The organism is Sulfitobacter sp. SH24 (assembly GCF_965641895.1).
GTDB classification, from domain to species: domain Bacteria; phylum Pseudomonadota; class Alphaproteobacteria; order Rhodobacterales; family Rhodobacteraceae; genus Sulfitobacter; species Sulfitobacter dubius.
In genome coordinates this window covers 88,532-106,819 of sequence record NZ_CBFFKK010000002.1, presented here as the reverse complement: position 1 = coordinate 106,819, position 18,288 = coordinate 88,532, and the positions used below count along the sequence as shown (strand labels likewise).

15 protein-coding genes are annotated in these 18,288 nt (G+C 61.4%); 6 read left to right on the top strand and 9 right to left on the bottom strand.

What is annotated here, in order from left to right; genetic code table 11:
• Nucleotides 1–88 precede the first annotated feature (88 nt).
• The gene (locus tag ACSQ16_RS01520; protein ID WP_243263743.1) at nt 89–1,648 is read left to right on the top strand and encodes a phytoene desaturase family protein; all 1,560 of its coding nucleotides are present in this window, start codon (nt 89–91) and stop codon (nt 1,646–1,648) included.
• Here the strand turns inward: ACSQ16_RS01520 and ACSQ16_RS01515 are convergent.
• The 9 genes from ACSQ16_RS01515 to ACSQ16_RS01475 all read right to left on the bottom strand — a co-directional run bounded on the left by ACSQ16_RS01515 (nt 1,645) and on the right by ACSQ16_RS01475 (nt 11,292).
• The gene (locus ACSQ16_RS01515) at nt 1,645–2,676 is read right to left on the bottom strand and encodes a trans-3-hydroxy-L-proline dehydratase (protein ID WP_243263742.1); all 1,032 of its coding nucleotides are present in this window, start codon (nt 2,674–2,676) and stop codon (nt 1,645–1,647) included. The two genes, ACSQ16_RS01520 and ACSQ16_RS01515, sit on opposite strands and share 4 nt — an antisense overlap.
• Complete coding sequence (lhpI, locus tag ACSQ16_RS01510) at nt 2,669–4,366, bottom strand: cis-3-hydroxy-L-proline dehydratase (RefSeq protein WP_243263741.1); 1,698 nt, start codon at nt 4,364–4,366, stop codon at nt 2,669–2,671. The genes ACSQ16_RS01515 and lhpI overlap by 8 nt, the downstream gene beginning before the upstream one ends.
• Nucleotides 4,367–4,382: 16 nt before the next feature.
• Nucleotides 4,383–5,384 (bottom strand): 4-hydroxyproline epimerase, encoded by a 1,002-nt coding sequence (locus ACSQ16_RS01505; RefSeq protein WP_243263740.1) that lies wholly within the window; start codon nt 5,382–5,384, stop codon nt 4,383–4,385.
• Nucleotides 5,385–5,392: 8 nt separating this feature from the next.
• Entirely contained in the window at nt 5,393–6,616 is a 1,224-nt protein-coding gene (locus ACSQ16_RS01500; RefSeq protein WP_243263739.1) for an NAD(P)/FAD-dependent oxidoreductase, read from the bottom strand.
• Nucleotides 6,616–7,338: an amino acid ABC transporter ATP-binding protein gene (locus ACSQ16_RS01495; RefSeq protein WP_243263738.1), complete on the bottom strand. Its 723-nt coding sequence runs from the start codon at nt 7,336–7,338 to the stop codon at nt 6,616–6,618. The genes ACSQ16_RS01500 and ACSQ16_RS01495 overlap by 1 nt, the downstream gene beginning before the upstream one ends.
• Nucleotides 7,331–7,984, bottom strand: a complete 654-nt coding sequence (locus ACSQ16_RS01490) for an amino acid ABC transporter permease (protein ID WP_243263737.1) — start codon at nt 7,982–7,984, stop codon at nt 7,331–7,333. The genes ACSQ16_RS01495 and ACSQ16_RS01490 overlap by 8 nt, the downstream gene beginning before the upstream one ends.
• A 13-nt stretch (nt 7,985–7,997) precedes the next feature.
• Nucleotides 7,998–8,663 carry an amino acid ABC transporter permease gene (locus ACSQ16_RS01485; protein WP_243263736.1) on the bottom strand — a complete coding sequence of 222 codons (666 nt, stop codon included), beginning with the start codon at nt 8,661–8,663 and terminating at the stop codon, nt 7,998–8,000.
• A gap of 60 nt (nt 8,664–8,723) precedes the next feature.
• Nucleotides 8,724–9,530 (bottom strand): ABC transporter substrate-binding protein, encoded by an 807-nt coding sequence (locus tag ACSQ16_RS01480; RefSeq protein WP_243263735.1) that lies wholly within the window; start codon nt 9,528–9,530, stop codon nt 8,724–8,726.
• A 244-nt stretch (nt 9,531–9,774) separates the two neighbouring features.
• Nucleotides 9,775–11,292: an aldehyde dehydrogenase (NADP(+)) gene (locus tag ACSQ16_RS01475; protein WP_243263734.1), complete on the bottom strand. Its 1,518-nt coding sequence runs from the start codon at nt 11,290–11,292 to the stop codon at nt 9,775–9,777.
• A 106-nt stretch (nt 11,293–11,398) separates the two neighbouring features.
• On the opposite strand from ACSQ16_RS01475, the gene ACSQ16_RS01470 reads away from it, so the two are divergent.
• The 5 genes from ACSQ16_RS01470 to ACSQ16_RS01450 all read left to right on the top strand — a co-directional run bounded on the left by ACSQ16_RS01470 (nt 11,399) and on the right by ACSQ16_RS01450 (nt 18,288).
• A complete protein-coding gene (locus tag ACSQ16_RS01470) occupies nt 11,399–12,427 on the top strand; it encodes an Ldh family oxidoreductase (RefSeq protein ID WP_243263733.1) in 1,029 nt (342 codons plus the stop codon).
• A 198-nt stretch (nt 12,428–12,625) separates the two neighbouring features.
• Nucleotides 12,626–13,177 (top strand): 2OG-Fe(II) oxygenase, encoded by a 552-nt coding sequence (locus tag ACSQ16_RS01465; RefSeq protein ID WP_243263732.1) that lies wholly within the window; start codon nt 12,626–12,628, stop codon nt 13,175–13,177.
• Between the two features lie 327 nt (nt 13,178–13,504).
• On the top strand, nt 13,505–15,058 hold the full coding sequence (locus ACSQ16_RS01460; RefSeq protein ID WP_243263731.1) for a glucan biosynthesis protein: 1,554 nt from the start codon (nt 13,505–13,507) through the stop codon (nt 15,056–15,058).
• Nucleotides 15,059–15,230: 172 nt separating this feature from the next.
• Nucleotides 15,231–17,036, top strand: a complete 1,806-nt coding sequence (gene mdoH, locus ACSQ16_RS01455) for a glucans biosynthesis glucosyltransferase MdoH (RefSeq protein ID WP_435988449.1) — start codon at nt 15,231–15,233, stop codon at nt 17,034–17,036.
• A 43-nt stretch (nt 17,037–17,079) separates the two neighbouring features.
• Nucleotides 17,080–18,288: an OpgC family protein gene (locus ACSQ16_RS01450; protein WP_243263728.1), complete on the top strand. Its 1,209-nt coding sequence runs from the start codon at nt 17,080–17,082 to the stop codon at nt 18,286–18,288.

Here is an 18,288-nt window from a genome sequence, read left to right as displayed (position 1 = left end):
GAGCAAGATAATTGCAAACGCATATTTTTTTGTCTAGCTTTGTTTCAAGTATCTCGAACGTCACGAAACATTTGCGGAAGGATTGGGCATGACTGATGTCGATCACATCATCATTGGATCCGGCATCAACGCGCTGGTCGCGGCAGCACTGCTCAGCCGCAAAGGCGACAGCGTGCTGGTGGTCGAGCGCGAAGACCGGATCGGTGGCTGTATGATGACCGAAGAGGTCACCCTGCCCGGCTTTCATCATGACGTCATGGCCGCGACCTTCGTTCTATTTCTGACGGGTCCCGCCTATGGGGCATTGGGCGAAGATCTCGCCAAACATGGGCTGGAATTCTGCCATAGCCCGCATCCTACCGCCGCCCTGCGCCCCAATGATCAAGCCCTGCGGCTGGAGATGGACCGCGCGGCGAATGTCGCGGCCTTCAACGCGCGCGCGGCGGGGGACGGGGATCAACACGCGGCGGATGTGGGCGCGATTGAGGCGGACGCGGATTTTCTTTTTGCGCTTTTGGGGCAGCCGCTCTGGTCGCGCCAGTCTGCATGGCTGCTGGCAAAGCAAGCATGGAAAAAAGGGCTTGGCCCGCTTAAATCATGGTTCGGTGAGGCGTTGGAGCCGGGCCGCGCGTGGCTTGAAACGCGCTATGAAAGTGAAGACGTTCAGGCGCTTTGGGCGCCCTGGGTCTTGCATGTCGGACTGACCCCCGAAGCCAGCTATGGCGGGCAGATGAGCCGGGTCATCGCCTTCGCGCTGGAAGCCGCAGGCGCGCCTGTGGTCAAGGGCGGCGCGGGACAGATGGCGGTAGCGTTCGAGAAATTGATTGTAGCAAACGGCGGCGGAATCCGCACCGGCGTCGAAGCCAGCCGTATCCTTGTCGAGAACGGAGAGGCGCGCGGGATTGAGACGTCCTTAGGCGAGAGGATCAACGCCAAGAATGTCATCGCATCCGTCGCGCCGGGTCAGCTTTACGACGGCTTGTTAAAAGATCAACCGCGCCCCGAACATCGCCGCAAATTCCGCCACGGGCGGGGTAATTTTCAACTGCACTATGCGCTGGATAGTGACCCCGATTGGGTTGCCAAGGGGCTAGAGGATGTCGCTTTGATCCATCTGACCGACGGGATCGACGCCGTCTCGCGCGCCTGCAATGAGGCTGAGCGCGGGCTGCTTCCGGCGGTGCCTACAATCTGCGTCGGGCAACCGCATCGCCTTGATCCCAGCCGCTGTCCTGAAGGGAAAGCGGTGCTCTGGCTGCAAATCCCCGACGCGCCGCGCGCAATCAAGGGCGATGCCGCGGGAGAGATCGAAACCACCTCTGAGTGGACCGAAGCGATGCGGGAGGCCTTCGCCGACCGGATCGAAAGTATTTTGCGCAAAAGCATCCGCAACTTCGATGAAATAAAACTTGCCCGGCGCGCCTATTCGCCTGCCGATCTGGCCGCGATGAACGTCAATCTGGTGGGCGGTGACCCCTATGGCGGGGCCTGCACCTTGGATCAATTCTTCCTCTGGCGGCCATTTGCGGAACAGAAGAACTACGCCACTCCGATCAAGGGGCTGCACCATATCGGCGCCTCGACCCACCCCGGCCCGGGTTTGGGCGGGGGTTCGGGGTTCAACTTGGCGAAAGGGATGGGCGCTTAGCCGCGCGCGCCCCAAGTGTCTGACAGGCGGTAACCGCCGGGCCACGGATCGTCGGGGTCAAGCATGTGCTGGTGAATGCCGGTGATCCATCCCCTCCCTGAGAGTTCGGGAAGGATGGCCGGATGATCGCCGACGCGGGTTTCGCCCAAGATCCGCCCAGTAAAGGTTGAACCGATCAGCGAGACCGTGGTCAGGCTGTCCTCCAACCCCATCTCCCCCCGCGCGTGCAGCAGCGCCATCCGCGCGCAAAGTGCTGTGCCAGTGGGGGACCGATCCACCTTACCCGGTTGGATCGCCACCGCCGCCCCGGCGCGTAGGCCGGTCTCGTCACGGGTCACTGGTCCGGCGAAAAGGCAGAAGGAGAAGTGCTGCCAATCGGGGTTATCGGGATGCTCAAAGCGCATCGCGGCATTGGCGGCATTGGTGATCCGCACCCCGAGACGGGCAATATCATGGGCCTCATGCGCCTCAAGCGAGAACCCCATCGCAGCGGCATCAACGACGACGAAACTGTCACCGCCATAAGCAGTATCCACGGTGAGCGTGCCCAATCCTTCGACCTCCAGCGGAACATCAAGGCGGGCCGCGAAGCTTGGCAGGTTCTGCACAAAGATACGCTCTGCCTTACCATTGCGACATTCGGCGCGGACCTTCACCAGCCCTCCCGGCGCTTCGAGGGTCAGTTCGGTCACCGGCTCAGTCATCGGCAGGATACCTCCGTCAAGCAGGACGGTTGAAACGCAAATCGAGTTGGAGCCAGACATCGGCGGCGTATCTTCCGGCTCCATGATGATGAATGCCGCATCGGCGCGGGGGTCTTTCGGCGGCACCAGCAGGTTCACATGGCGAAACACGCCGCCACGCGGCTCGTTCAACACGAAGTTGCGCAGGGTCTCATCCCGCGCGATCCAGCGGCTTTGCTCCCAGAGTGTGTCGCCCGGAGGCGGGCTGACACCGCCCACGATCACGTCGCCAACCTCGCCCTCGGCATGGGCCGAGATCACATGAACGGTTTTGCTGCTACGCATTACTTGTCTCCTCTTCGGCCAGCCAAGTCGGTAAGGCCTCCCCCGCCTGCCCGGTCACGGCGGCCTCCACGCAATCGGCGATACTGCCAAAGCGCACTGCACGGCCTGAAAGGCCCGGTGCGTAATGGGCGTATTTGCCCGAGTTGGTCATCAACACCTTGGCCGAGGGCGGGAAGACCGGCTCGGAAATCGAGCACCAGCAGATGTCGGGCACGACCTGCACCCCCGCAGCTTCGAGCCGCGCCACGGTGCCGTCGTCACGCGCCGCGGCGAGCGTATCATGCCCGAGGGTAACGATAACCGCCGTGTCTGGGTCACGTTTTCGCCCGGCTAAAGCCGCATCCAAAGCCCGGCATTCCGCGAGCGAGAAATGCGGGCTGCCGAAGGCCACGAGATCGACCTGCGCAGGCCCCGCGTTGAATTGCCGCCAGACACGGCGCAGGTCTTCGGGCGTGATGCGCAGTGTATCGGCCTCGGCCACAGGGGGCAGATCGGCTTCGGGCGTGACGCCTGCCACATGCAGCATCGGCGCGGCAGAGGTGGTGCCGAAAGCGGCGCAGAGTGCTTTGAGGTCATCCTCGTTCGGCGCGGCGGTTTCTAGCCCGCGCAGGAGCGGGATCCGGTCCGGTGCCGCCTGCCCCGCCAGCCAGCCGAGCATCGGCCAGATCGCCTCATCATATTGCGCGGGCAATGTCACATCGATCACCCGGCGTGGGGCGCGGTGGGCATCGAGGTAGACCCCCGACAGCGGGGCGCGCCCGGTCAGCGCGATACAGAGATCGAGGAAATCGGGATGTTTCACCGTCCGCGCGCCAAGCACGCTATTGGCATAGATCACCGCGTTTGACTCCGACCACGCGATGAACTCGCCGCGTTCGGGCGGGGCGGGCAATTGGTAGGGCGCGCAGGTGAAACTGGGCCGCGCGCCCATGGTAACATAGGCGTCGGCCAAACGGCTGGCGGGCAGGCCGAAGTCCGGCGGCACGCCTTGATCGCGCCAATTGCCGTGATCGACCGAGATGGCGTTCATCGTGGTCGGCACGCGCACCTGTGATCCCATATCGGCCATGGTCTGGGCAAAGAGCAGGTTGGCGGGGCTGGCGTAGATGCAGCCGTCGATATGCACGCGCGTCACATCGACCAGCTGCTCGGCCCCCTGCCCCCGCGCCATGGTGCAGGTGATCTCCATCGCCAGCTGCACGGCCTTGCCCTCGGCCCCGTCCAGCATCGCCTGATCCTCGGCAGTGAGATGCAAGACGCGGGCGGGCCTGTCCGACAGGGGCAGATCCCAGTCATCCGTGCTGAGCATCTCAGGCGTGATCCGCGCGCTGCGGGATTTGGCGAGCAGGTCGTAATCCTCGGCCCCGAGGCGCAGCACCGCGAGCGGCTTGTCGAACATCTTGCCCGCGATCAACGCGCCCAGGGTCAGGATGTCTTCGGCCTCGCGAAACACGAGGGCAGCAGGGGCATGACCGTTCAACGCCAGTTCCAGAAGCACGCCGCTGCCGGTGCAGGAGCCGCGGCTGGTGGGCATGAGCAGGATCTTGCCTGCCAGAGACTGCCCGCAGAGCGGGTGATGCGCGTCGATGACCTTGCCCGTGGCCGGATCGACGCCGCCCCAGAAACTCAACCCCTCGGTCGAGACGAGCACCTCGCCTTGAGCCTTTGCGGGAACGATGATCTGCGCCATAGGCAGCCTCTCCAAATCAGGTGACGACAAAGCCGTGCGCGAAGGGGTCGCGCTCGTCGATAAAGATTGTGTTAAAGCCGGTGACCCGTGCCCAACCGGCGATGGAGGGGATGATCGCAGGCTTACCCGCCACCTCCGCCGCCGCCTCGACACGGCCTTTGAACATCGACCCGATGATGGACTCATGCACGAAGTCGTCGCCCACCTTCAGCTTCCCCTTGGCCGCCAGCTGCGCCATCCGGGCAGAGGTGCCGGTGCCGCAGGGGGAGCGGTCGATCGCCTTGTCGCCATAGAAGACCGCGTTTCGGGCGTCGGCCTCCCCCGCGCGGGGGGCGCCGGTCCAGAGGATATGGCTCAGCCCATTGATCGCCGGGTGTTCGGGGTGGATGAACTCATATTTCGCATTGAGCGCGGCGCGGAGTTTCGGGCTGAGACCGACCAGTTCGGAGACCGAGAAATCCGCCATATCGCGGAAGTTTTTCTGCGGCTCGACGATGGCGTAGAAATTGCCGCCATAGGCCACATCGACCACCACTTCGCCCAGGCCTTCGACCTCAGCCGTCAGCCCTTCGGCGTGGAGGAAAGCGGGCACATTGGTCAGGCGCACCTCTTCGACGAAACGCCCCTCTTGGCGGTAGGTTACATCTACCCGCCCGGCGGGGGTCTCGAGCCGCAACTGGCCGGGGGTGGCAGGTGTGACCAGCCCGTTTTCAAGCGCGATGGTGACAGTGCCGATGGTCCCGTGACCGCACATGGGCAGGCAGCCTGAGGTCTCGATAAACAGCACCGCGATGTCGCAATCATCCCGCGTCGGAGGATAGAGGATCGCGCCTGACATCTGGTCATGGCCGCGCGGCTCGAACATCAAACTAGTGCGAATCCAGTCGTATTCCGCCAGAAAATGGGCGCGCTTTTCCAGCATGTTCGCGCCCTTAAGCAGAGGCGCGCCGCCGGTGACGAGCCGCACAGGATTGCCGCAGGTATGGCCGTCGATACAGGGGAATGTGTGTTGCGTCATGTCAGCCTCTAAAAACGCGCGGGAGAGAATGGGGCAAGGTCGATGCCGGGGTCTTGGCCGGTCATCAGGTCCGCAATGATGGCGGCGGTGCCCGCCGATTGGGTGAGACCCAGATGCCCGTGGCCAAAGGCGCAGAACACATCTGGCCGGTTCGGCAACGCGCCGATGGCGGGCAGGCTATCTGGCAGCGAGGGGCGGAAACCCATCCACTGCGTGCCGCCCGAGGTATCGAGCCCCGGCAGAGAACGTTTGGCCTTTTTCAGCATCGCATCGGCCCGGGCAAAGTTCGGCGGCAGGTCGAGCCCGCCGAGTTCCACCGCCCCGCCGACGCGCAGTCCATTGCCGACTTTGCTGATGACAAAGCCATGGCCGCCGAAAGTGATCTGGCGTTTGAGGTCGAAGGCACCACTGGGCAGGGTCGTGTTATAGCCGCGCTCGGTCTCCAGCGGGATCTTCACGCCAGCGGTGCGGGCTAAATGATGCGAATGCGCACCCGCGGCCAGCACCACGCGGCCCGGCATGAAGCCATCTGAGGTCTCGACCCCGCCTGCAACCAGACGCTCGGCGCGGGTGATGGTGATCTCCCCGCCCCCTGCGCGGAAGCGGTCGGCCATCGCCAGCACATAGTCGCGCGGGTCCGAGATCGACTGCCATTGCGGGGTGAAGGTCGCATGGGTGAAGCCGGGCGCAAGACCGGGTTGATAGGCCGCGATCTCATCGCCCTTGAGATGCGTGAAGGCGATCCCCGCCTCTTCGCGGGCCTGCCATCCGGGGAGGGAGGCGCGGAACTCGGCCTCACTCTCATAGACCTGCAACTGCCCGTCGTGCCGGAGCATATGGGCCAGACCGGTTAACTCCAGATGCGGATCGAGTGCGGCTTGCGAGAGCTTCATCAGCGCCGTCTGCGCCACGGTAGAGGCACGGACCTGCGCGGGCCAGCTTGCCCTCCAAAACCGCCACATCCACGGCGCGATCCGCGCGGCGTAGCGCGGTGGTACGGAAAGCGGCCCCAGCGGATCAAGCAACCATTTCGGCGCCTGCCGGATCATCCGGGGCGAGGCGAGCGGCAGGATCTCGGTAAAAGCGAAGGCGCCCGCGTTGCCCGCAGACGCGCCCGCTGCCGGACCTTCGCGGTCGATCACCCGCACGGGCAGCCCGCGCGCCTGAAGTGCCAGCGCGATGGACAGGCCCACCACGCCCGCGCCGACAACCGTCACCGGGGTTTGGTTCATTACCGGACGCTCGACAGGAATTGACGGGTTTCTTCTTGCTGCGGATCGCCAAAGATCTGATCCGGCGCGCCGATCTCGGCCATGACGCCCTTGTGAAAGAACGCCACCCGGTCCGACACATCGCGTGCAAAACTCATCTCATGGGTGACACAGATCATCGTCATCCCCTCATCTGCCAGCAATTTGAGTGTGTCCAGCACCTCGCCCACCAATTGCGGATCGAGCGCGGAGGTCACCTCGTCAAAGAGAATGTAATCGGGCGACATCGCCAATGCACGCGCAATCGCCATCCGCTGTTGCTGCCCGCCCGACAGGCGGCTGGGGTAGACGTTGAGCTTGTCGGCCAGACCCACATGCGAGAGTTGCTGCACCGCGATCTCTTCGGCGTCCTTGCGGCCCATGCCCTTTACCTTGCGGGGGGCAAGTGTCACGTTTTCCAGCACCGTCAGATGCGGGAAGGCGTTGAACTGCTGGAACACGATGCCGATTTTACGGCGCAGCTTGTTCAAGTCAGTATCGCGGGCGTGGACTTCGGTGCCGTCGACCACAATTCGGCCTTTGTCGATCGGCTCCAACCCGTTGATACAGGTCAGCAGCGTCGATTTGCCCGAACCCGAGCCGCCGATCACCGAGACGACCTCGCCCTTTTGCACGGTCAGGTCGATGCCCTTGAGCACCTGAAGCGCACCAAAGGATTTGTGGACGTTTTCAATCTCAATCATTTTCTTGCCACCTTTTTTCCAAGCGGCTGCCAAGCCGGGCAATGGGGAAACTGAGCGCGAAGTAGATCGCACCCGTCACGAGCAGGATGAACATCGGCTCTTGCAGGCGTGTCACCAGAATTTGTGAGGCGCGCAGCAATTCGATGATGCCAAGCCACATCACCAGCGCGCTGTCTTTCATCACACCGAGCGTCAGGCCGATCCAACTGGGCAGGCCAACCCGCAGCGCCATGGGAAAGACGATCTGCGTGAGGTCTTGGCCCCATGTCATACCGAGCGAACGGGCCGCACGGCGGGTGACCGAAGGCACCGCCTCAATCGCGCCGCGCACGATCTCAGTGCAATAGGCCGAGGTATAAAGCGCCAGCACGATGCAGGAGGTCACGAAGGGCGATATCCCCCAGCCCGCGATGGCCTGAAAGGCGTTGGCAAGGATCAGTTGGATCAACAGCGGGACCGAGCGGAAGATATCCAGCACAAAGGTCAGCGGTAGCGCCGCCCAGGGGCTGATCTGGCTGCGCAGCACCCCGAAGAAGAGCCCCAGCAGCGTGCCGCCCACCACTGCGAAGGCGGTGACCGAAAGCGTCACGCCTGCGCCTTTGAGCATGAACAACAGGTCGTTGAAGGTCAGAGCCGTATCAAACATCTATTCTCTTCCTTCAGTAGCGAAACAGGCGGGCGGCCAGAAGCCGTGCGCCGAGCATCACGGCTTTGGCGATCACGTAGTAGGTCACCGCCGCCAGTGCGAAGAATTCAAAGGTTCGGAAACTGCGCGCGTTGAGGTCTTGCGTCACCCCGGCGAGATCCGAATTCAGCCCCACCGTGACGCCCAGAGAGGTCATCAGGATCGCCCAGATCATCTGGTTCGTGGTCGGCAGGAAGGAGATGCGGAACATCTGCGGCAGGATAATCAGGCGAAACGCTTTGGCCTGCCCCATGCCCAGTGACCGCCCGGCGCGCAGCTGTGTGCCCGGAATGGCGCGCATCGCGCCGCGGAACGTCTCGCAGAGGTAGCCCGCGTTGTTGAACGCGATCCCGGCCAGAAGTGCGGCATAGGGGCTGAGGTAAATCCCGAAAGACCCAAGCCCGAAATGCGCCATGTAAATCTGGAAAAGCGCGGGCGTGTTACGTGCCACTTCGACCCATGCGGTCGCAGGCGCCCGCAGCCAGCGCGACTTGGCATCGCGGCCTACGGCCAGCAGCACGGCAATGGTCACGCCGATCAACATCGACAGGATTGATATCTGTAGCGTAACCAACGCGCCTTCCAGCATTTCTGGGAAAGCGCGAAAGGCCTGTCGCCATTGAAAGGTGTAGTTGCCCATCATGTGCTCCGATCAGCGGTTATCGGCAGTGGGGGCCGCAGGCTGCGGCCCCCGCATCCATCAACGATAGGCTTTGGCGATGGTCAGGTCAGGCGCGTCGCCGCCGACCCATTTGTCAAAGAGTTCCTGATAGCGACCCGAGCGCACCTGCTGGTTCACAAACAGATCGAGATAGTTCAGCAGACCGTATTCCTGACGCAGGCCGATCAGACCGACATAGTCCACGTCAAAAGGCGCATCGCCCGCGATGGTCAGACCTTCGAATTTGCCGCCGTTAACGATGGAGGAGGCCACGGTGGAGGTCACGACCGTCGCATCAATCTGGCCTTGGGACAGCGACAGGAACACATCGGCTTGGCTCTGATAGGAGCGGAAGCTGCCCTCGTCCCATGCGTCGACCTGCTCTTCGAGCGCGATGGCCTCAAACGTGCCCGCGACGGAGCCGACGGTTTTGCCCTTGAGGCTTTCAAAGCTGTCCACGCCCGCGCCTTCGCGCGTCAGCACAACGTTGGTGAAGGCGAAGTACGGGACCGAGAAACCAACGGTCTTAGCCCGCTCCAGCGTGTCGGAGGTGGAGGCAACGCCCACATCCGCGCGGCCCGAAACGAGGGCGGGGATACGGTCAGGGAAGGGCGTCTCAACGATCTCGGCTTCGACACCCAAGGCGGCGGCCAGATCGTTGCAGTAGTCCACGTCAAAGCCGACCGGCGTGTTGCTGTCATCGCGCGAGCCCATGGGTGGGAAGTCCAGCACCACGGCGCAGCGCAGCGTGCCCGAAGAAATGATGTCGTCCAGTTTGTCGGCCTGAGCGGCGGTGCCGATCACGGTCGCAGCCACGAGGCTTCCGGCGAGTTGCGTGAATTTCATAGATATCTCCCTCTTGGGTTGGTCGCCCCCGACTCTCTCTGGGCGGGGTACGGGGTGGTATGAGGGAACTATGTCCTCATTAAAAATACAATATGTATTTTTAACTTTTATCGGTGTGTCGACATATTTTTGAACTATTGAGACGCTATCGTCGTTGTTTGGGGATGGGATAGAGCCGCAGCCGCTCCCTTTTCAGGCTGAAATGAGAAAGCCAGACACACGGTCCGGCTTTCTCGGTCTGGTGTCACTCCGCCGTGTCTTCGGGCAGAAGCGCCTCCGGCAGGTTCTGATAGGAAACAGGCCGCAGGAAACGCCGGATCGACAGGGTACCTACGCTGGTCGCGCCAAAGTTGGTGCTGGCCGGATAGGGTCCGCCGTGCACCATGGAATCCACCACTTCGACCCCTGTCGGGAAACCGTTGGCCAACAGGCGACCCGCCTTGCGTTCCAGCACCGGCATGAGGTCTCGTGCGGCGTCGACATCCGCGTCGTTCATATGCAGGGTGATGGTCAACTGCCCGTCCAACTCAACCGCCAGCGCGCGTATCTCTTCCAGCGAAGAGACTCGCACCACCAAGCCCAGAGGACCAAAGACCTCTTCATGCAGCGCCGGGTTGGCTTTGAACTCTGCGCCCGTGGTCTCGAACAGGGCCGGGGCGGCGTTGCGGCCTGTGCTGTCGGCCATATGCACTTGGCGCAGGCTTTGCGCGGATTTGAACTTGTCGCGACCCGCACAGAAGGCTTCGGCGATACCGTCGGTCAGCATGACCTGTTCGGCCACGTCTTGCAGTGCGGTGGCGGCACTTTGCACGAAGGCGTCTGCCCCTGCCCCGTCGATCACCACGGCGATGCCCGGATTGGTGCAGAACTGGCCTGCGCCCATGGTCAGGGACGCGGCCCAGCCTTTGCCCAGTTCCTCGGCCCGTGCCTCCATCGCGGCGGGGAGCATGAACATAGGGTTGACCGAGCCCAATTCGCCAAAGAAGGGGATCGGCTCTGGCCGCGCGGCGCAAAGATCAAACAGCGCCCGACCCCCGGCGAGAGAGCCGGTAAAGCCGACGGCTTTGATCAGCGGATGCTGCACCACGGCCTGACCGACCGTGCGGTTGCCGCCTTGGATCAGCGAAAACACCCCGCGCGGCATGCCGCAGCTTTCGATCGCTGCATGGATCGCTTCGGCCACGATCTCACCCGTGCCGGGATGGGCGGAGTGGCCTTTGACCACGACCGGACAGCCTGCCGCCAGCGCCGCCGCCGTGTCACCACCCGCAACCGAGAATGCCAGCGGAAAGTTCGACGCGCCAAAGACGGCGACAGGGCCGATAGGGCGTTGCAGCATGGTGATAGCGGGACGTGGTGCGGGCTGACGCTCAGGCATCGCCGCATCAAACCGGCGGTCGAGATACTCACCCTTTTCGATATGCGAGGCGAAGAGGCGCAACTGGCCTACCGTCCGGCCCCGCTCCCCTTCAAGGCGCGCTTCGGGCAGGCCGCTTTCTTGGCTGCCGATCTCGGTGATCTCAGCCCCGCGTGCGTCGATCTCATCGGCGATGGCGTTCAGAAATTTCGCGCGGGTCGCCCGGCTGGAATAGCCATAGTCCCAGAACGCGGCTTCGGCGGCTTGGCAGGCTTGGTCGACCAGTTCCACCGTGCCGACCGAAAATTCATGTGCGCTTCCGTGCGCGGGACTGGAGCTAAAACGCGCGTCGGTGGCGATCCACTCGCCAGCGATCAGGTGTTTGCCATGGGGGGTAAAGGCCATCGTCTTATCCTTTCATGCGGGCCGCGGCCCGGTGTCAGCTTGCGTCTTTCCGTCACTGCATACATGATGTATGCATGATTGCAACCCATGCTGCACGAGGCTCCAAATGACCGATACCACCCTGTCCCACGACGAACTCAATGAAATCGTCATTCGGATTTTCGAAGGTGCGGGCCTATCCCCGCTCAACGCGTCAGCCTTGGCGCGGGTGATCGTGGCGGGCGAAGGCGACGCTTGCAAATCGCACGGCATATATCGGATCGAAGGCTGCCTGCGCACGATCAAAGCGGGCAAAGTCACACCCGACGCCGTGCCGCAGGTGAGCCACGACGAAAGCGCCATCGTACGTGTGAACGCGGGCGGCGGATTCTCCAATGCTGCGTTTGACGCAGGCGCGCCGTTGCTGGCCGAACGCTGTCGCGCCACCGGGATCGCCGCGATGGTGATCAACGACTGCACCCATTTCGCCGCCCTTTGGCCTGAGATCGAGGCGCTGACGGATATGGGCCTCGTTGCCATGGCCATGTGCCCCAGCTATGCCAGCGTTGCCCCTGCGGGCGGCACCGATCCGCTGATGGGGACCAATCCCTTCGCCTTTGGCTGGCCCCGCGCGGGGGGCGACCCTTACGTCTTTGACTTTGCCACCAGCGTCGCCGCGCGGGGTGAGATCGAACTGCACCGCCGCGCGGGCACCCCCCTGCCCGAAGGCTGGGCCATTGCGCCCGACGGCAGCCCGACCACCGACCCGGTAACCGCCCTCGCCGGGGCCATGCTGCCCTTCGGCGGGCATAAAGGCTCGGCCATCTCGACAATGATCGAACTGCTCGCCGGGGTTATGATCGGTGATCTGACCAGCCCGGAAGCGCGCGATGCCCTAGGATCGCTTAGCCTTGCCCCGGCCCATGGGGAGCTGATTATCGCTTTTGACCCGGCCCGCTTCGCCGCAGGGCGTCCGGGTGATCCAATGGCCCGCGCCGAACAGCTGTTTGAGGCAATCCTCGGCCAGGGCGCGCGGCTGCCTTCGCAACGCCGTTTCAAAGCCCGCGCCGAAACGCTGCCAGAAGGCATTCCCCTGACAGCTTCTGAGAAGAAGCTTCTCGATCAATTCTTGGTGCAAGGGCTGGACGCGGTTTGAAAAAAGCGGCTCACCGCGCAGGCGGTGGGCCGATCCGATGAGAAGAAGTGGAAGAGTGAGGGACCCGTAAATAAGCACTAGCGTTCCGATCTGAAATTCATGCTATGGCACTTCACCGAGCCTCCTTGCTCAGAGAGATTCGCCGCCATGGGCGCGCACTTTCGAACAAGGCTCTTCTCATTCCAAAGGACCGAAGGAATGCTTGCACTACACACGATGCCGGCTGCATTCAGCAAAAGCGAATGCGATGCCATCATCAGAAGGATTTCGGACGTACCGACAGATGAAGCCCTGTTGGTGGGCCGGAACAGAGACCACAATCTGCGCAAATCTCAACTTGTCTGGACCGATGAAGTAGAGGGCACGGAATGGGTGATGGAGCGGCTGATTGATCTGGTGCGCACAGCCAACCGCGCGCATTTTGAATTCGACCTGACCGAGTTCGCCGAAAGCCCTCAGGTTGCAATCTACAAGGCATCCGATAGCGGACATTTCGTCTGGCATTCCGACATCGGCAGCGGCGCGGCCGCCGGAAAGCGCAAGCTGACACTTGTCCTACAGCTCAGCGATGCCGACAGCTATGAGGGTGGTGACTTGGAGGTCATGCCGGGCGCTCATACCCTCACGGCCAATCGGACGCAGGGCTGCGTGAGCATTTTCCCCAGTTTCACGCTGCATCAGGTCACGCCGGTCACAAGTGGCACGCGCTATTCGATGACGGTTTGGGCGCATGGGCCGGCGTTCCGGTAAACCTATGCTTGGTAAGGCGGTTGTCCGGACTTAAGGCAGCCTGACCCCATGACTTAGGGGGCGGCCAAGACGTGGCGCAATGTCACAAAAGAGCGGCGATCCTGCGGAAATCAAGGCGAAATTTTGAGCATTGTCAGAAGAACGCGAAGCCAATCGGCGGTTTCCCGCGCTGCCGTGCGGCAATTCGCTGAAAATTGCAGATTCAAGTTTTCAGCGGTGCCGAAAGCATTAGATAGGGAAAAAATTGCACACTCTTAACGTGTCTCTCGGAGTAATACATTGTCGGTTTCTAGCACTAAACGAATTGAAGGAACGAAGAACGATGGCTTGGAGCGGCGTCAGTTTCTGACGCTCTCGGCTGCGTCCTTTGCTGCGGCCCTTTTACCTTTGCGCAGTCAGGCGCAAGAGGTAGCCGAAGCGTCCTTCAGTTTCGATAATCTTGTCAACGAGATGCGCAAGTTGGCCCAATCGGCCTACGTCGCCCCTGAACCTGTTGAGGGTTTCCTCGCGGACCTTGATTACGACGCCTACCAACGGATCCGTTTCCGTCCAGAACAGGCACGCTGGCAGGAAAAGGGTGTTACCTTTAGGTTGCATGCCTTCCACCCCGGCTGGCTCTTCAAAGAAGCGGTCAAGATCAACGAAGTCGATGGCGACGCGGTGGCGCCGATGGGCTTTACCACAGCCGATTTTGAATATGACAATGACGACCTCGCCCAATCGGTTCCGCCCAATGCCGAGATGCCGGGAGTGGCTGGTTTTCGGCTGCATACACCGCTGAACCGCGCCGATGTTTTCGACGAGCTGATCGTTTTTCAAGGGGCCAGCTATTTCCGCGCGCTTGGCAAAGACACCCTTTATGGGCTGAGCGCCCGCGGCCTTGCCGTTAACACCGGACTGTCAGAAGGGGAGGAATTCCCCCGTTTCAGCGAGGTGTGGCTGCGCCGACCTGAGCCGGGCGACACCACGGTCATGATCTATGCTGCCCTCGATAGCCCCTCGGTTACCGGCGCGTATCAGTTTGCCGTCACACCGGGTGAGACGACGGTCGTTGAAGTCACAATGCGCCTTTTCCTGCGTAAGGATGTCAAACAGCTTGGCATTGCGCCGCTTACGTCGATGTTCCTGCACAACGGTGCGGACAAGGGTGATTTCGACGATTTCCGCCCCTCGGTACATGACAGCGAAGTCTTGGTGCTGAACGTCGGCAAAGACACGACTCTGTGCCGGCCGCTGAACAATCCACCACGGCTTGCAAGCTCGTATTTCGGGGCCGAAAACCCGCGCTCCTTCGGGTTGGCCCAACGCAACCGGGATTTTGAGCATTACCTTGATGCGCAGGCCCATTACGAGCGTCGCCCCTCGTTGATGATCGAGCCGATGGGCGATTGGGGCAAAGGTATGGTGCGTTTGGTTGAGATCCCTTCGGATTTGGAAGGCAACGATAATATCGTCGCTTATTGGATTCCTGAGGCCGATACCCTTGCCGGGGACGAATTGGGTTATAGTTACCGTATGCACTGGGGGATGAACCCACCGGGTGCGACATCTCAGACCCTTGGCCGTGTTGTGCGGCTGCGCTCTGGCCACGGCGGGGTGGCAGGTGTTGAAGCAGATACCGAAACGCGCAAATTCGTTATTGATTTTGCCGGCGGCCAACTGAGCGATATGCCAAGCGACGCAGAGCTGGAGCCTGTTGTCAGTGCGCAGAATGGTGAAATAGTAGAGGCAATCCTAAGCCGTGTAGATGGCAGAAATGAATGGCGGCTGGTGCTGGAATTGCGCGCCGAGGCCGACGCCATCGTCGAGATCAAGGCAGTTCTATCGGGATATGACCGAAATCTTACAGAGACATGGGTGTACCAATGGATCAACGCATGAGCACTAACGATGGGGAGCCCCCCTATTCGGCAATGACAACGACAGTGGAGGATTGGATGCCCCCGGTTGCCCCCCTTGTCATGCCTCGTCAAACATTGGAACGGCGCGCCCAACGGACTGGGATCGCTGAACTGACGCGGGCCTTGTTGCTGCGCCGCAAGGCCTAAGCTCAATGACACTCCAGCATCGGCAGTTGGCGGCGGATACCCCCACCCGCTTCGCGCGGGCGCTTGCCGTGACCATTTCGCTTGGCTGTGCTGCCTTGGCTTCGATGCTATTGGCAGAGGCGGCTGCACGGGATGGTTTCAGCGGTTGGGATGGCATCCGCGCCGTACTTGTTTTTGTCACGACGGCTTGGCTGGCATGGGGCGCGTCGCTTGCGTTGATCGGCTTGTTCGGGGGTAGAACAACCGCCCCTCGCCCCGACCTTCATGCGCCGCAGCCCCGCACCGTGATCGCCGTGCCGATCTGTAACGAAGACCCGCTAACCACATTCGCACGCATCGCAGCCATCGACCGGTCTGTCGCACGGGCGGATGTGACCGCAGATTTTGTCGTTCTGTCCGACACCCGCGATGATGGGCTTGCGGGCAAAGAACAATTCGCCTTTGCGCGATTGCTGCGGGAAACGAATGGTGCGGGGCGCATTTTCTACCGCAGGCGGCGCGACAATTCGGGCCGCAAGGCTGGCAATATCGAAGAGTTCATCCGCACTTCGGGCGGGGCCTATGAACTTGCCGTGATCCTTGATGCAGATAGTCTGATGGAGGGCGACACAATCCGGGCGATGATTGCTCGTATGCAGTCCGATCCACAGCTTGGCCTGTTGCAAACCCTTCCCAAAATCATCGGCGCACGGTCCTTTTTTGGCCGCGCTCTGCAGTTTGCCTCATGGTTTCATGGCCCGATCTTCACCCGTGGCCTTGCGCGCATGCAGGGCCCGACTGGGCCGTTCTGGGGCCACAACGCAATTATTCGGGTACAGGCTTTCGCGGAAAGCTGCGCCCTCCCTGAGCTTTCCGGCCCGCCCCCATTGGGCGGCCATATCCTAAGTCATGACTATGTAGAGGCCGCACTTCTCGCCCGTGCAGGCTGGAAGGTTGAGGTTGATGAAACCTTAGCTGGCTCATTCGAGGAAGGTCCGGAAAACGTGCTTTCTTTCGCCCGAAGAGAGCGTCGCTGGTGCCAAGGCAACCTACAACATTCCCGGCTGATCTTTGCCCCTGGACTTGCGGGTTGGAGCCGTTTTGTGTTCCTCCAGAATGTGACCGCCTATGTTGTCTCTCTCCTCTGGGCGGCGTTTTTGTTCACCTCGGCCATCAGCACGCTTTACGCGCCGCCGCCGGAGTATTTCCCCGGGCCGTACCAACTCTTCCCCGTATTCCCTGACACCAGCACACGCGAAATCACGTTGCTGGCCTTGGGCGTTCTGGGCCTGCTGGTGGTGCCAAAAATGCTGATCCTTCTGCATGCCATCTTGTTTGATCGCGCACGAGATTTTGGCCGCAGCCTGCGCATGGCGCTTTCCGTGCTGACCGAAATCATTCTGACCACGCTTTTAGCCCCGTTGATGCTGCTTTATCATAGCCGCGCCGTGGTGCAGGTTCTATCGGGGCAAGACGGCGGCTGGCCTGCCAATCAGCGCAACGAAGGGCAACTCAGCCTACGTGACGGTTGGGCGGCCGGGTATTGGATCGTTTTGGTCGGGGCGGCGATCATCGCTGCGGTGCAGTGGCTGGCGCCTGACCTGACAATCTGGCTGCTGCCAGTGGCTGTCCCGATGCTGTTTACCCCCTTTCTCATCGCCTGGACCTCCCTTCCGCTGAACCGTGTCCTGTTCGCTGTGCCTGAAGATGCGGCCCCCCTAGATGTCGTGACAGAGTACGATAGCATCTGCGATGTCTGGCGCCTGACATGGAATGATGAACACTTGATGCCCAAAGCCACTTCGCCGGACCTGACACATGCAACAGCATAATCCCGGCCTACCCCCTGCGGCCGCGGCCGTCGGGACCGTCCGCGTGGGCAAAGCCCCCCGCGATCCGCGCATTGATGTGTTTCGCGGCATCGCGCTAGTAATGATTTTTATCAATCACGTGCCAGGGAACCCCTATGAGTATTTGACCATCCGCAACCTTGGTTTTGCCGACGCTGCAGAAGCGTTTTTCCTCATGTCCGGTATCGCCGCAGGTCTGGCCTATACGCCTAGGTTTATTGAAAAAGACCGCATGAGCCATGGGCTCTGGCGTGCAATTGCGCCGTTGTGGAAACGCGCGTGGTCGCTCTACGTCGTGCAGATCGCGCTTTCTGCCGTGGCATTGGGCATCTTTGCGGCAGCGTTTCAGATCACCACGCAGGCTGAGTTCCTGACCAAGATCAACATGCGACAGGTATTTCAAAACCCGACCCAAGCTCTGATCGGCATCCCGCTTTTGACGCATCAGTTCGGCTATGTGAACATTTTGCCCGCCTATTCGGTCCTGCTCGTTTGCGCCCCGGCGGCGATCATGCTTGGGCTACGTCGGCCCCGGCTGCTGTTGGCCCTGTCGCTTACTCTATGGCTCGTGACCGGTATTTACCGCCTGAACCTTCCAAACTATCCCAATCCGGGCGGCTGGTTTTTCAATCCCTTCGCATGGCAGGCGATTTTTATCTGCGGGCTGCTCGTGGGGCTCAGCCAACGCCAAGGCTATCGGTTCTTTCCCCAGTCCAGAGCGTTGTTCTGGCTGTCAGTCACAGTGCTGCTGGGGATACTTGCATGGAAATACGTGCCAGGATTGGGTCAGTTCTTGAACCTTCAAATGCATCATTTGCGAGAGGCTGGCGTGCCTTTCAATTTAACGTCGCATGACAAAACCTATCTCTCGGCCCCTCGGTTCATTCATATTCTGGCTTTGGGGTATTTCTTGTCGCAACTTCCCACAGTGACCCGCATGGCAGCGCATCGGATGGCCAGCCCCTTCCGCCTGATTGGGCAGCATGGGCTTCTTATCTTTGCAAGTGGGACCGTTCTGGCACTGTTTTGTCAGACTTTGATGCTCGCCAAACCGGAAGCCGTGTGGATGGTTTGGGTTCTACCCGTACTCGGAACAGGCGCGCTCTTAGGCATCGCGCGGATTGCCGAAGCATCACGGCGGGTGCTGTCTGCCCCACCGACAGCAGCGGAAAGACAGCCCGCCTTAACTGGAACAGGCTTTGAAAAACCGCTTACAGTACAATCAAAACTTTAA

Excerpts from the sequence above, each read along its gene's own strand:
- mdoH (WP_435988449.1), top strand. The coding sequence starts at position 15,231 with ATGACACTCCAGCATCGGCAGTTGGCGGCGGATACCCCCACCCGCTTC.
- ACSQ16_RS01515 (WP_243263742.1), bottom strand. The coding sequence starts at position 2,676 with ATGCGTAGCAGCAAAACCGTTCATGTGATCTCGGCCCATGCCGAGGGC.
- lhpI (WP_243263741.1), bottom strand. The coding sequence starts at position 4,366 with ATGGCGCAGATCATCGTTCCCGCAAAGGCTCAAGGCGAGGTGCTCGTC.
- ACSQ16_RS01505 (WP_243263740.1), bottom strand. The coding sequence starts at position 5,384 with ATGACGCAACACACATTCCCCTGTATCGACGGCCATACCTGCGGCAAT.
- ACSQ16_RS01485 (WP_243263736.1), bottom strand. The coding sequence starts at position 8,663 with ATGGGCAACTACACCTTTCAATGGCGACAGGCCTTTCGCGCTTTCCCA.
- ACSQ16_RS01490 (WP_243263737.1), bottom strand. The coding sequence starts at position 7,984 with ATGTTTGATACGGCTCTGACCTTCAACGACCTGTTGTTCATGCTCAAA.
- ACSQ16_RS01480 (WP_243263735.1), bottom strand. The coding sequence starts at position 9,530 with ATGAAATTCACGCAACTCGCCGGAAGCCTCGTGGCTGCGACCGTGATC.
- ACSQ16_RS01475 (WP_243263734.1), bottom strand. The coding sequence starts at position 11,292 with ATGGCCTTTACCCCCCATGGCAAACACCTGATCGCTGGCGAGTGGATC.
- ACSQ16_RS01520 (WP_243263743.1), top strand. The coding sequence starts at position 89 with ATGACTGATGTCGATCACATCATCATTGGATCCGGCATCAACGCGCTG.
- ACSQ16_RS01470 (WP_243263733.1), top strand. The coding sequence starts at position 11,399 with ATGACCGATACCACCCTGTCCCACGACGAACTCAATGAAATCGTCATT.
- ACSQ16_RS01495 (WP_243263738.1), bottom strand. The coding sequence starts at position 7,338 with ATGATTGAGATTGAAAACGTCCACAAATCCTTTGGTGCGCTTCAGGTG.
- ACSQ16_RS01500 (WP_243263739.1), bottom strand. The coding sequence starts at position 6,616 with ATGAACCAAACCCCGGTGACGGTTGTCGGCGCGGGCGTGGTGGGCCTG.
- ACSQ16_RS01465 (WP_243263732.1), top strand. The coding sequence starts at position 12,626 with ATGCTTGCACTACACACGATGCCGGCTGCATTCAGCAAAAGCGAATGC.